Raw genomic sequence first — 12,618 nt, 5'->3', positions numbered from 1 at the left:
TTGCGAGCTTGTGATGTCTGATAACTGCCAGAAAAAAGTGATCGTCGGGATGTCCGGCGGCGTCGATTCTTCCGTTTCCGCCTGGTTACTGCAACAGCAGGGCTATCAGGTTGAAGGCCTGTTCATGAAGAACTGGGAGGAAGACGATGGCGAGGAGTATTGTACCGCCGCTGACGATCTGGCGGATGCGCAAGCCGTTTGCGACAAACTGGGTATTAAACTGCACAAAGTGAATTTTGCGGCGGAATACTGGGATAACGTCTTTGAGCACTTCCTTGAAGAGTACAAGGCCGGTCGCACACCGAATCCCGATATCCTGTGTAATAAAGAAATTAAGTTCAAAGCGTTTCTGGAGTTTGCCGCTGAAGATCTGGGCGCAGACTTTATCGCAACCGGTCACTATGTCCGTCGTCAGGACAGTGACGGCCGCAGCCATCTGCTGCGCGGACGGGATGGAAACAAAGACCAGAGCTACTTCCTTTATACGCTCAGCCATGAACAAATTGCCCAGAGCCTGTTTCCGGTCGGCGAGCTGGAAAAACCAGAAGTCCGCCGCATCGCTGAAGAGCTTGAATTAATCACGGCTAAGAAAAAAGATTCCACCGGCATTTGTTTCATCGGTGAACGCAAGTTCCGTGAATTCCTGGCACGCTACCTGCCCGCTCAGCCCGGTGAAATCGAAACCGTTGATGGCCAGGTTGTCGGTGAGCATCAGGGGCTGATGTACCATACGCTGGGCCAGCGCAAAGGGCTGGGCATCGGCGGTATGAAAGAAAGCAAAGACGATCCCTGGTATGTGGTAGATAAAGACGTGGCGCGTAACCGTTTGATCGTGGCGCAGGGTGGCGATCACCCGCGTCTGATGTCGGTCGGCCTCATCGCCCAGCAACTGCACTGGGTCGATCGTCAGCCGCTCCGCGCCCCGCTGCGCTGTACGGTGAAAACCCGCTATCGCCAGACCGATATCCCCTGCGAAATCATTCCGCAAGGCGATGACAAAATTGAAGTCCGGTTCGACGAACCGGTTGCCGCGGTCACCCCGGGGCAGTCTGCGGTGTTCTACCTTGGCGATGTTTGCCTGGGTGGCGGCATCATTGAAGAGCGTTTGCCTTGGGTTGCCGCATAATACCGGCGCTAATAACGCGTAAACAGGAGTGACCGTGGCAAAAAACTATCAGGAAATCACCCTCGCGCTGGCGGGCATTTGCCAGGCTGCCCATCTGGTGCAGCAGTTAGCCAATCAGGGTCACTGTCAGCCTGAAGCGCTGACGGTATCTCTGCGCAGCGTGCTGGATCTCAACCCCACCTCCACGCTGGCGGTATTCGGCAACAATGAAGCCAACCTGCGCCTTGGGCTTGAAACCCTGATGGCGGTGCTGAACAGCAGCAACCGTAAAGGCGCCAGCGCAGAGCTGACCCGCTATACGCTGAGTCTGATGGTGCTGGAGCGCAAACTGAATGCTAACAAGCAGGCCATGAATACGCTGGCCCAGCGCATCAGCCAGCTCGATCGCCAACTGGCGCACTACGAACTGGAATCGGACACGATTCTGAGCGCCATGGCCGGTATTTATGTGGATGTCATCAGCCCGCTCGGGCCGCGCATTCAGGTTACCGGTTCCCCGGCTGTCCTGCAGAATGCCCTGTTACAAAGTAAAGTTCGCGCCACGTTGCTGGCCGGTATTCGTGCCGCCGTACTCTGGCAGCAGGTCGGCGGAGGCCGACTGCAGCTGATGTTTTCGCGCCAGCGCCTGCTGCGCGAAGCCAAAGCCCTTTTATCCCGCCTGCCACTGGCTTACTGAGTCAGTGGGGCAAACACCGTAAATGAATCAGGAGTTGCACTGATGGAATTATCCTCTCTGACCGCCGTCTCACCTGTCGATGGTCGTTACGGCGATAAAGTCAGCCCACTGCGCGCAATCTTCAGCGAATTTGGTTTGCTGAAGTTCCGCGTTGAGGTTGAAGTTCGCTGGTTACAAAAACTGGCTGCGACCGCAGAGATCAAGGAAGTTCCTGCATTTGATGCTGACGCAAACGCTTTCCTTGATAGGATTGTCACCAGTTTCAATGAAACGGACGCCGCGCGCATCAAAACGATTGAGCGCACCACTAACCATGACGTGAAAGCGGTTGAGTATTTCCTGAAAGAAAAAGTGGCTGACGTGCCTTCGCTGCACGCGGTGTCTGAGTTTATTCACTTCGCCTGTACCTCTGAAGACATCAATAACCTGTCTCACGCGTTAATGCTGGAAACGGCGCGTCGCGATGTCATTCTGCCTTACTGGCAGCAGCTGATTGCCGCGGTAAAAGGACTGGCGCAGGAATACCGTGACATTCCTCTGCTGTCACGTACTCACGGTCAGCCCGCAACGCCGTCCACCATGGGTAAAGAGATGGCCAACGTGGCCTACCGCATGGAACGTCAGCTACGCCAGCTGTCGCAGATTGAAGTGCTGGGCAAAATCAACGGTGCCGTGGGCAACTATAACGCGCACATTGCCGCTTACCCGGAAGCCGACTGGCACCAGTTAAGCGAAGAATTTGTGACCTCTCTGGGCATTACCTGGAATCCCTACACCACCCAGATCGAGCCACACGACTATATTGCTGAGCTGTTCGACTGCATCGCCCGCTTTAATACCATCCTGATCGATTTCGATCGCGATATCTGGGGCTATGTGGCGCTCAACCACTTCAAACAAAAAACCATCGCGGGCGAAATCGGCTCTTCCACCATGCCGCATAAAGTAAACCCGATTGACTTCGAAAACTCAGAAGGCAATCTGGGCTTGGCAAACGCGGTGATGCAGCACCTGGCCAGCAAACTGCCGGTTTCCCGCTGGCAGCGCGATCTGACCGACTCTACCGTGCTGCGTAACCTTGGCGTGGGCGTGGGTTATGCGCTGATCGCTTATCAGGCTACACTGAAAGGCATTTCCAAGCTGGAAGTGAACCGGGATCGTCTGCTTGACGAACTGGATCATAACTGGGAAGTGCTGGCAGAGCCGATCCAGACCGTTATGCGTCGCTACGGTATTGAAAAACCTTATGAGAAGTTGAAAGAACTGACCCGTGGCAAGCGCGTTGATGCGGCCGGTATGCAGGCCTTTATCGACAGCCTGGCGCTGCCGGAAGACGAAAAAGTTCGCTTAAAACAGATGACCCCGGCAAATTATATTGGTCGCGCGGTTCAGATGGTTGATGACCTGAAATAAAATCCTGCCCGCAGACCGGTTGCCGCCGGTCTGCGTTAACCTGCTGTTTAGTTCATTTCGCTTATACTTGTTTAAATTCGTTTCGATCTGATGCTAAAGGAAATCCTATGCGTGTTCTGGTTGTGGAAGATAATGCCCTGCTGCGCCACCATCTTTCAGTACAACTGCGAGAAATGGGTCATCAGGTTGATGCTGCCGAAGATGCCAAAGAAGCCGATTATTTTCTCCAGGAACATCTGCCCGACATTGCGTTGGTCGATCTGGGATTACCGGACGAAGATGGCATGTCGTTAATTCGTCGCTGGCGTAATGACGCCGTGCGTCAGCCTATTTTGGTCCTGACCGCACGCGAAGGCTGGCAGGCGAAAGTCGAAGCTCTGGAAGCCGGTGCGGATGATTATGTGACGAAGCCTTTTCATATTGAGGAAGTCGCCGCACGCCTGCAGGCATTAATGCGCCGTAACAGCGGTCATGCGTCGCAGATTATTGCCATGGCCCCCTTTCAGGTGGATTTATCCCGTCGCGAACTCACGATTCACGACCAGCCCGTTAAGCTGACCGCATTTGAATACACGATTGTGGAAACCCTTATTCGCAACGCTGGCAAAGTGGTGAGTAAAGACTCCTTAATGCTGCAGCTTTATCCCGATGCAGAGTTACGTGAAAGTCACACGATCGATGTTTTAATGGGACGTCTGCGTAAAAAGATTCTTGCGCTGCATTCTGACGAAGTCATCGCTACCGTTCGCGGCCAGGGCTACCGCTTTGATCTCTGATGATGTCCTGGTTTAAACGCTATCGCCCTATTTCGCTGCGGACGCGCTTCTTACTGGCTTCCGCCGCCATTGTATTAATTCTTTCCCTTTCTTATGGCATGGTTGCGGTCATTGGCTATGTGGTAAGTTTTGATAAAAATACCTATCGCGTGATGCGGGGAGAAAGTAATTTATTTTTCACCCTGGCACAGTGGAAAGATAATAAGCTCACCATCGCCCAGCCTGAGCGCACGATGCTCAATTTCCCAACGCTGGTATTTATTTATGATGAACACGGCAAACTGCTCTGGCAGCAGCGCGACGTGCCGGAAATTCGTGAAAAGATCCAACCTGAATGGCTGTTGAAGCCGGACTTCTATGAGATAGATACCAACAACAGCACCAGCCGGGCTGCGATGGGCGATAACCTTACCGCTCAGCAGCAGCTCCACGCCTGGGATAATGACGATGACGATCAGGATACCTTTACCCACTCGGTAGCGGTAAACCGCTATGACGCCACAACCAATCTGCCCGCACTGACCATTGTCGTGGTCGACACGATTCCGCAGGAGCTTCAGCATTCCGATGTGGTCTGGTCATGGTTCAGCTATGTGCTGGCGGCCAACCTGATTTTAATCGTTCCCTTGCTCTGGCTGGCGGCCCACTGGAGCCTGCGTCCAATCGGGCATTTAACGCTTCAGGTGCGCGAGCTGGAAACCGGACAGCGTGAAAACCTGGATGACAATCCGCCGCAGGAGTTACGTTCGCTGGTACGTAACCTTAATCTGCTGCTGACCAACGAACGTCAGCGGTATACCCGCTATCGCACCACGCTTGCTGACCTGACCCATAGCCTGAAAACGCCGCTGGCGGTGCTGCAAACTACCCTGCGCTCTCTGCGCGGCGGTAAAGAGCTGACGGTGGAACAGGCCGAACCGATTATGCTGGAGCAGATCAGCCGCATTTCGCAGCAGGTGGGATATTACCTGCACCGCGCCAGCATGCAGGCCGATCACAATCCGCTGCAGCGCGATCTGCATTCAGTGTCCGGTTTGCTGGACAGCTTGTGTTCAGCGCTGAATAAGGTTTATCAGCGCAAAGGCGTCGAAATCACGCTGGATATCTCACCGGAAACCACCTTCTTCGGCGATCAGAATGACTTCATGGAAGTGCTGGGTAACGTCCTGGATAATGCCTGCAAGTACTGCTTGGAATTTATTGAAGTCAGCGCCCATCAGACCGACCATGCCTTGCATCTTTATATCGATGATGACGGTCCGGGCATTCCTGAAAGCAAACGCGATATGATATTTGTGCGTGGGCAGCGCGCCGATACCTTACGTCCCGGTCAGGGGCTGGGGCTGGCGGTAGTTCGCGATATTCTCGAACAGTATGCCGGTAAGGTGATTGCCTCCAGTAGCCCGTTAGGCGGTGCGCGCATGGAAGTGGTGTTTGAGCGGCAGGAAATGGAACATCGCCGCGAGTAGTTCACGCCGCGGGCTGTTATACTTGCGGGTATTTACAGCCCTTAGCGGAATCTCTCTATGGATTATCAGCTCGATCTCAACTGGCCCGATTTTATTCAGCGTTACTGGCAAAAGCGCCCGGTGGTGCTGAAGCGTGGCTTCAAGAACTTTATCGATCCCATCTCGCCTGATGAACTGGCGGGATTAGCTATGGAAAATGAGGTCGACAGCCGTCTGGTCAGCCAGCAAAACGAAAAGTGGCAGGTCAGCCACGGTCCGTTTGAAAGTTATGACCACCTGGGTGAGAACAACTGGTCACTGCTGGTGCAGGCGGTGAACCACTGGCATGAGCCTTCCGCCGCGCTGATGCGCCCTTTCCGCTTTCTGCCGGACTGGCGCTTAGATGACCTGATGATCTCCTTTTCCGTACCCGGCGGAGGCGTTGGCCCGCACTTTGACCAGTATGATGTGTTTATCATTCAGGGCACCGGCCGTCGTCGCTGGCGCGTCGGAGAAAAAGTACCGCTGAAACAGCATTGTCCTCATCCTGACCTGCTTCAGGTCGAACCTTTCGATGCCATCATTGATGAAGAGATGGAGCCGGGCGATATTCTGTATATTCCACCCGGATTTCCGCACGAAGGATACTCGCTGGAAAATGCCCTGAACTACTCTGTGGGCTTCCGCGCGCCCAGCGGGCGTGAGCTGATTAGCGGCTTTGCCGATTACGCGCTGGCGAATGAGCTGGGTAGCCTGCGTTACAGCGATCCGGACGTGCCCGCGCGTGACTGCCCGTCGCTGATCCTGCCGCAGGAGGTCGAAGGCTTGCGCAAGGTGATGCTGGATGTGGTGAATCAGCCAGCGCATTTTGAACAGTGGCTGGGTGAGTTTATTTCGCAGTCCCGACATGAACTCGACGTCGCGCCGCCGGAGCCGCCTTATCAGCCCGATGAAATCTACGATGCGCTGCAGCAGGGCGATGTGCTGTCGCGCCTTGGCGGCTTACGCGTCCTGACGCTGGGCAATGCCGTCTATATCAACGGCGAACGCGTTGAATGCGCGCACCCGGCGGTCATGGCTGTGCTGGCGCACAATCACGAAATCGCGCTTGAGGATTTGGGTGATGCGCTGGACGATCCCGCGGTACTGGCGCAGATTGCCGGGCTGGTCAACGCCGGTTACTGGTACTTTAGCGCGGAATAACGCCTTGCCGTTGCCACGGTTTTAACGGCCGCGTTGCCCTGTCGGGCAACGCGGCCTTTTATATTCAGGCTTTTCTCTGCCCCGCCAGCGCCGCCAGACGGACGATAACCTCAACCGATTGCGCCATAATATTCAGCGACGCAAATTCATGTTTGCCGTGATAGTTATAGCCACCGGTAAACAGGTTAGGACAAGGTAGCCCTTTCCATGACAGCGACGAACCGTCCGTGCCGCCGCGAATCGGTTTCACCACCGGCTCGATGCCGCAGTCGCGCATCGCCTGCAGCGCCAGGTCGATAATGTGCGGGAAAGGTTCGACTTTCTCACGCATGTTGCGATAGCTGTTGCTGATCTCCACGGTAACAGAGCAGTCCGGATGTAATCCCTTGTTGATCTCCGCCGCCACCTGCAGCAGCGTATTTTTCCGCTGTTCAAAGGCTGCCGTATCGAAATCACGGATGATGTAGTGCATCTCCGCATTTTCAACCGTGCCCTTCATCTGGTGAAGATGGAAGAAGCCTTCATAGCCGTCAGTGCACTCCGGTTTCTCTCCGGCAGGCAGCGCGGCGTTAAAGCGGGTGGCGAGTTCCAGCGCATTCACCATCACGTTTTTCGCGGAGCCGGGGTGAACGTTGTTACCCACCACCTTCACCAGCGCCGAAGCCGCATTGAAGTTTTCGTATTCGAATTCGCCCACATCGCTACCGTCAACGGTATAAGCCCAGTCGGCCGCAAAACCTTCAACATCGAAATGCGATGTGCCGCGGCCAATCTCTTCATCCGGGGTGAAGGCAACGCGAATCGCGCCGTGCGGAATATCGCCCTCTGCCAGCCGCGCCATCGCCGTCATGATTTCTGCTATACCGGCTTTGTCATCGGCACCCAGCAGGGTTTTTCCATCGGTGGTGATCAGCGTGTGCCCCGTCAGCTTATGGAGCACCGGAAACATCACCGGTGACAGCACTTCATCCCCATTTCCCAGCGCAATATCTCCGCCCCGGTAGTTTTCGATGATCTGCGGATTGACATTTTTCGCAGTAAAATCCGGCGAGGTATCCATATGAGAAATAAAGCCAATAACCGGCGTTGGCCAGTCAACATTTGCCGGTAACGTGCCCATCACACAGCAGTGATCGCTGAGGCTGACATCAACAAAGCCCAACGCCAGCAGCTCTTCCTGCAGCTGGCGGGCCAGAATCCACTGCCCTTCACTGCTTGGCACCTGACGTGCCTGAGGTTTTGCCTGAGTTTCCACTGCCACATAACGCAAAAAGCGTTCGAGTAATTGCTTCATATGCCATCCTTAAAATTTGCCGCCCGTTATTATTAACAGACGAGCAAGCGGTCGCGTTGCGTCAAATCATTATCCTTCAGGTTAGTCCCTGTGCGGCAAATTAAGAATGGCGGATTGCATTAAAAAGCATGCAACTGCTGTTTTTTGCGGCGATTTTCGCACGCTTTTCACGGCCGTCGCCCGCAGCGTTAAAGCTGGGCCTGTTTTTGACCGCTGTGCGGGTCTGCGTGGGGCCGCTGGCAGCCTTCGGACAGGCGACACGCAATGGTTACCGGGCGGAAAAAATGGGTGCGGCGATCGCGCGGAAACGAAGGAGGACAGAAGGACGCTGGAAACCTGTCTGGATGAACAGCGGGCGAGTAGCCCGCGATTCATCCGGTGGCACAAGGCGTTATTTGTGTAGCGCGTGCAGCAGCTTATGCACAAAAGCAGGCACCACCTCGCTGGCCAGTCCATAGTGGCTTTCGGCAAACTCGTTACCGACCTGGCTCGGTTCAAGGTTCAGCTCTACCGTATGCGCCCCCTGCAGTTTTGCCTCATGGACGAATCCGGCGGCCGGATAAACATGGCCCGAGGTGCCAATGGCGATAAACAGATTCGCCTGCTCCAGCGCCTGGTAGATCTCTTCCATGCCGAGCGGCATTTCGCCGAACCAGACGACGTGCGGACGCAGCACCGAGGGGAACTGACAGCAGGTACAGCGATCTTCTGGCGTGACATCTTCATGCCAGTCGATAACCTGGCCGCTGTTGGCGCAGCGCACTTTTAACAGCTCGCCGTGCATGTGCAGCACGCGGCTGTTGCCCGCGCGTTCATGCAAATTATCGATATTCTGCGTGACCAACAGAAAGTTATCGCCCAATACCTGTTCCAGCTCCGCCAGGGCAAGATGTGCCGCGTTGGGCTGGATCTCCGGCTGCTGAAGCTGCTGGCGACGGGCGTTATAAAAACGCTGAACCAGCGCCGGGTCACGTCTGAAACCTTCTGGCGTCGCGACATCTTCTACCCGGTGCTCTTCCCATAATCCGTCAGCGGCACGAAAGGTGTTAATTCCCGATTCTGCGGATATCCCCGCACCCGTTAAGACAACGATTCTCGGCAACGGGTGCGCCGCCAGTTCGGCCTGACGATCGCGTTCGAAAATACGCTGGCGAAAGCGCTGATGCACTTTTCTGCGCGTTTTCTTCAGGCGGGCAAGTCGTAAACGGCGACGAGGTGTACGCATAAAGTCTCCTGGTGCGGTAGCGAAAGGCAGCTACCGCGGTTCAATATAAAGCGGGCGATGAGGCCCGGTGGTCGGTTTAAGGTTTACATCATCCTGCTGTCAGGCGCGGGTGCCTGAGCTGATTACTGGCCGCTCAGCACGCGAGCCGGATCGATACGACTGGCGCGCCGCGCCGGATACCAACTTGCCAGCAGGCTTAGCACAATAGCGGTAATCAATACCGAAAACACGTCCAGCCAGTGTAATTCAGACGGCAGGAAGTCAATGAAATAGATATCGCCCGCTAATAAATGGTGACCGGTCAGGGATTCCAGCCCTTTCATCAGCGAAGTGAGGTTGAGCGCCACCAGCACCCCAACCACTACGCCGCTGACGCTGCCCAGTAAGCCCGCCAGCAGGCCATACCAGATAAAGATGGCGCGGATCAGCCCGTCTTTCGCCCCCAGCGTGCGCAGTACCGCAATATCACTGCTCTTGTCTTTCACGGCCATCACCAGCGTGGAAACGATGTTGAAACAGGCCACGCCAATAACCAGCACCATCGCCAGATACATGATGGCGCGGATCATTTGAATATCGCGGTACATATAGCCGTAGGTGCCGATCCAGCTTTTGATATAGACGTAAGCGTGCGTGACTTCTCCGGCCGCCCGCACCAGTTTGGCCGCCTGGAACGGATCGTTCATTTTCAGCGCGATACCGGTGACGTTGTCGCCCATATCCAGATATTGCTGCGCATCCGCAAGCGGCACCAGCGCCAGGCTGTGATCCAGCATGCCGCTCAACTGAAGAATGCCGCTCACCTGCAAACGAATGCGTTTAGGTTGCAGTAGCTTATTTTCGCCATCATTGTTAGGGATCATGATGGTGATCCAGTCGCCCTGCTTCACGTTCAGCGCCTGAGCAATGCCGCCGCCGAGGATGATCTGACTTTTACCCGGCGCAAAGCTTGCCCAGGCATTGTTTGTGACAAACTGCGGCAGCGCGCTTAGACGCGGTTCCTGCGCCGGATCCACGCCTTTAACCTGCAGCGCTTCCATCTTTGTGCCGCTTTCAATCAGTCCGGTAAAATTGATATAGGGAGCCGCAGCGGCGATACCCGGTACCTGCTCAATCGGTGCAATCATGGACTGCCAGTGCTGAAACGGCGGATTAACCGCTTCAATCTCCCCGTGCGGCACCACGGCAAGAATGCGCTTGTTCAGCTCACGTTCAAATCCGTTCATTGCGCTGAGGCCAATGATTAATACCGCCACGCCCAGGGCGATACCGATCGTGGAAATAACGGAGATCAGCGAAACCATTCCCCCCCGACGGCGACCGCGGCTAAAACGCAGCCCCAACAGCAGCGATAACGACGATCCCATCAGACCGCTCCCGCAAGAACGATGCGATCGCTTAACTGGCCGTCACGCATCTCCATCTGCCGCGACATGCGCTTCGCCAGATGCAGGTCGTGTGTCACCACCAGAAACGCGGTGCCCTGACGCACATTCAGTTCACCCAACAGTTCGAAAATCGCGTCGGCGTTGCGCGCATCCAGGTTACCCGTTGGCTCATCGGCCATGACCAGGCGCGGGCGGTTAACCAGCGCACGGGCGATAGCCACACGTTGACGTTCACCGCCAGAGAGTTCCGAGGGACGATGCGCCGCACGGTGTTCCAGCCCGACCGCCGCCAGCATTTCGCGCGCGCGGGTCTGCGCTTCTCCTTTAGCCACTTTGCCGATCAGTAACGGCATGGCGACATTTTCCAGCGCGGTGAAATCAGGCAGCAGATGGTGAAACTGATAGATAAAGCCGAGCTCACGATTACGTAACTCCGCTTTAGCAGAGGATGACATCCCGTTTAGCGAACGGCCGTCAAACACCACTTCTCCCGAGGTGGGTGCATCCAGCCCGCCCAGCAGGTGCAACAGGGTACTTTTACCTGAACCCGAACTGCCAACAATCGCCATCAGTTCACCAGGTTGCACATCAAAGGTCACATTGCGCAGTACGTCGGTCTGGACGCTGCCTTCCTGATAGCGTTTGCACAGGTCACGGCACTGCAACAAAGGAGAGTTACTCATAGCGTAAAGCCTCAGCGGGTTGTACGGCGGCAGCGCGCCATGAAGGGTAAAGCGTGGAAAGCAGAGCAATAATCATTGCGCTGAAGGCGATAGTCACCACCTGCCACATATTAATATCGACGGGCAGCGCCGCGCCATCCAGGAACAGGCCGATAACCGGCATCAGGTTGTTAAGCTGGCTGGCTAACAGCACGCCCAGCAGTGCACCGAGCAGCGTGCCGATGATGCCGGCACTGGCGCCCTGTACCATAAAGACGGCGACAATCTGACGGCGGGTTAATCCCTGGGTTTGCAGAATAGCCACTTCGCCCTGCTTCTCCATGATCAACAGGCCCAGCGAGGTGATGATATTAAAGGCAGCGACGGCAATAATCAGGCTCAGCAGCAGCCCCATCATGTTCTTTTCCATGCGCACGGCCTGGAACAGATCCCCTTTACGCTCGCGCCAGTCCTTCCATACCATTCCCGCCGGTAAGCGTTGCTGAGTGATGGTATCTACCTGCAGCGGTTTATCCAGCCACAGACGCCAGCCGGTGATATTCCCTGCCGGATAGCGCATTATCCGTGAGGCATCCTGTTGATTGACCAGGATCTGGTAGCCGTCCACCTCGCTGTTAGCCGCATAGGTTCCGGCGACGGTAAACAGACGCTGGCTCGGTACGCGGCCCATCGGGGTGAACTGGCTCACCGACGGCACCATTAATCGCAGCGTATCTCCGCGTTTGACGCCGAGTTGCGAGGCCAGTTGTTCACCCAGGATAACGTTGTACTGTCCCGGCTGCAGCACAGTCTGCTGGGTATTAACGAGGTAGGGCGTAAGCGGGTCTTTTTCATCCGGCTGAATGCCTAACATCACCCCAACCGAAACGCTGTGTGGGCTTTGCAGCACGACGTTCGCGGTGGTTAACGGCGCAATGCGGTTAACGCCGTTCAGCTTAAGAGCGGATGCCGGGAATTGTTGAGGATTGATGCTGCCTTTGTCGCTGGTGACCAGCGCCTGCGGCATCAGGCCCAGGATGTTGCCCTCAAGCTCTCGCTCGAAACCATTCATCACAGACAGCACAGTAATCATTGCCAGCACGCCAAGCGTGATACCAATGGTGGAGAGCCAGGAGACAAAGCGACCGAAACGGTCTGCGGCTCTTCCGCGCATGTAGCGCAGACCGATAAATAGCGCGACAGGTTGATACATGGAATCCAATGTGCAGTTGCTGGAAAATAAGTAGAGAGGATGATAAAGGAGCGGCCCACTTTATGAAACCACTAACCCTCTGAGTCTGCTGCAAAGTTGTATCAGAATAGGTTAGGAAAGTGTTCGATGCACAGGATTAGGCTACAAAGAGGGGGTTAATCGTACGATTATTCAGCGCGCAAGCCGATATACTC

Annotated in this window: 11 protein-coding genes; 6 read left to right on the top strand and 5 right to left on the bottom strand. The window is 55.5% G+C overall.

Features of this window, described 5'->3' with window-relative positions:
* The first annotated feature begins 13 nt into the window (after positions 1–13).
* The 6 genes from mnmA (at position 14) to ACPXSQ_RS03860 (ending at position 6,642) form a co-directional block, all read left to right on the top strand.
* The gene (gene mnmA, locus ACPXSQ_RS03885; protein ID WP_014606115.1) at positions 14–1,126 is read left to right on the top strand and encodes a tRNA 2-thiouridine(34) synthase MnmA; all 1,113 of its coding nucleotides are present in this window, start codon (positions 14–16) and stop codon (positions 1,124–1,126) included.
* A 34-nt stretch (positions 1,127–1,160) separates the two neighbouring features.
* The gene (hflD, locus tag ACPXSQ_RS03880) at positions 1,161–1,802 is read left to right on the top strand and encodes a high frequency lysogenization protein HflD (protein WP_014606116.1); all 642 of its coding nucleotides are present in this window, start codon (positions 1,161–1,163) and stop codon (positions 1,800–1,802) included.
* A gap of 42 nt (positions 1,803–1,844) precedes the next feature.
* Positions 1,845–3,215: an adenylosuccinate lyase gene (gene purB, locus ACPXSQ_RS03875; RefSeq protein ID WP_024470961.1), complete on the top strand. Its 1,371-nt coding sequence runs from the start codon at positions 1,845–1,847 to the stop codon at positions 3,213–3,215.
* A gap of 107 nt (positions 3,216–3,322) precedes the next feature.
* Positions 3,323–3,991, top strand: coding sequence for a two-component system response regulator PhoP (phoP, locus tag ACPXSQ_RS03870; RefSeq protein WP_013025395.1), 669 nt, complete (start codon positions 3,323–3,325; stop codon positions 3,989–3,991).
* Between the two features lie 2 nt (positions 3,992–3,993).
* Entirely contained in the window at positions 3,994–5,460 is a 1,467-nt protein-coding gene (phoQ, locus tag ACPXSQ_RS03865; protein WP_033765901.1) for a two-component system sensor histidine kinase PhoQ, read from the top strand.
* 57 nt (positions 5,461–5,517) lie between these two features.
* Complete coding sequence (locus ACPXSQ_RS03860) at positions 5,518–6,642, top strand: cupin domain-containing protein (RefSeq protein ID WP_013025393.1); 1,125 nt, start codon at positions 5,518–5,520, stop codon at positions 6,640–6,642.
* Between the two features lie 64 nt (positions 6,643–6,706).
* Here the strand turns inward: ACPXSQ_RS03860 and pepT are convergent, their stop codons facing one another.
* From pepT to lolC, 5 genes are all read right to left on the bottom strand, one after another.
* Positions 6,707–7,936 (bottom strand): peptidase T, encoded by a 1,230-nt coding sequence (pepT, locus tag ACPXSQ_RS03855; RefSeq protein WP_029568643.1) that lies wholly within the window; start codon positions 7,934–7,936, stop codon positions 6,707–6,709.
* A gap of 391 nt (positions 7,937–8,327) precedes the next feature.
* On the bottom strand, positions 8,328–9,161 hold the full coding sequence (gene cobB, locus ACPXSQ_RS03850; protein WP_014606118.1) for a Sir2 family NAD+-dependent deacetylase: 834 nt from the start codon (positions 9,159–9,161) through the stop codon (positions 8,328–8,330).
* A 122-nt stretch (positions 9,162–9,283) separates the two neighbouring features.
* Positions 9,284–10,528 (bottom strand): lipoprotein-releasing ABC transporter permease subunit LolE, encoded by a 1,245-nt coding sequence (gene lolE / locus ACPXSQ_RS03845; RefSeq protein WP_014593444.1) that lies wholly within the window; start codon positions 10,526–10,528, stop codon positions 9,284–9,286.
* Positions 10,528–11,232, bottom strand: coding sequence for a lipoprotein-releasing ABC transporter ATP-binding protein LolD (lolD, locus tag ACPXSQ_RS03840; RefSeq protein ID WP_014606120.1), 705 nt, complete (start codon positions 11,230–11,232; stop codon positions 10,528–10,530). The genes lolE and lolD overlap by 1 nt, the downstream gene beginning before the upstream one ends.
* Positions 11,225–12,424, bottom strand: coding sequence for a lipoprotein-releasing ABC transporter permease subunit LolC (lolC, locus tag ACPXSQ_RS03835; RefSeq protein WP_072136636.1), 1,200 nt, complete (start codon positions 12,422–12,424; stop codon positions 11,225–11,227). Before lolC ends, lolD begins: the two co-directional genes overlap by 8 nt.
* Between the last annotated feature and the right edge of the window lie 194 nt (positions 12,425–12,618).

Origin of the sequence: Pantoea sp. EEL5, assembly GCF_049892805.1 — a bacterium.
GTDB lineage: Bacteria > Pseudomonadota > Gammaproteobacteria > Enterobacterales > Enterobacteriaceae > Pantoea > Pantoea ananatis.
The sequence above is the reverse complement of the archived record's forward strand: the minus strand, read 5'-3'. Positions and strand labels throughout refer to the sequence as shown.

Excerpts from the sequence above, each read along its gene's own strand:
- mnmA (WP_014606115.1), top strand. The coding sequence starts at position 14 with ATGTCTGATAACTGCCAGAAAAAAGTGATCGTCGGGATGTCCGGCGGC.
- purB (WP_024470961.1), top strand. The coding sequence starts at position 1,845 with ATGGAATTATCCTCTCTGACCGCCGTCTCACCTGTCGATGGTCGTTAC.
- phoP (WP_013025395.1), top strand. The coding sequence starts at position 3,323 with ATGCGTGTTCTGGTTGTGGAAGATAATGCCCTGCTGCGCCACCATCTT.
- phoQ (WP_033765901.1), top strand. The coding sequence starts at position 3,994 with ATGTCCTGGTTTAAACGCTATCGCCCTATTTCGCTGCGGACGCGCTTC.
- ACPXSQ_RS03860 (WP_013025393.1), top strand. The coding sequence starts at position 5,518 with ATGGATTATCAGCTCGATCTCAACTGGCCCGATTTTATTCAGCGTTAC.
- pepT (WP_029568643.1), bottom strand. The coding sequence starts at position 7,936 with ATGAAGCAATTACTCGAACGCTTTTTGCGTTATGTGGCAGTGGAAACT.
- cobB (WP_014606118.1), bottom strand. The coding sequence starts at position 9,161 with ATGCGTACACCTCGTCGCCGTTTACGACTTGCCCGCCTGAAGAAAACG.
- lolE (WP_014593444.1), bottom strand. The coding sequence starts at position 10,528 with ATGGGATCGTCGTTATCGCTGCTGTTGGGGCTGCGTTTTAGCCGCGGT.
- lolD (WP_014606120.1), bottom strand. The coding sequence starts at position 11,232 with ATGAGTAACTCTCCTTTGTTGCAGTGCCGTGACCTGTGCAAACGCTAT.
- lolC (WP_072136636.1), bottom strand. The coding sequence starts at position 12,424 with ATGTATCAACCTGTCGCGCTATTTATCGGTCTGCGCTACATGCGCGGA.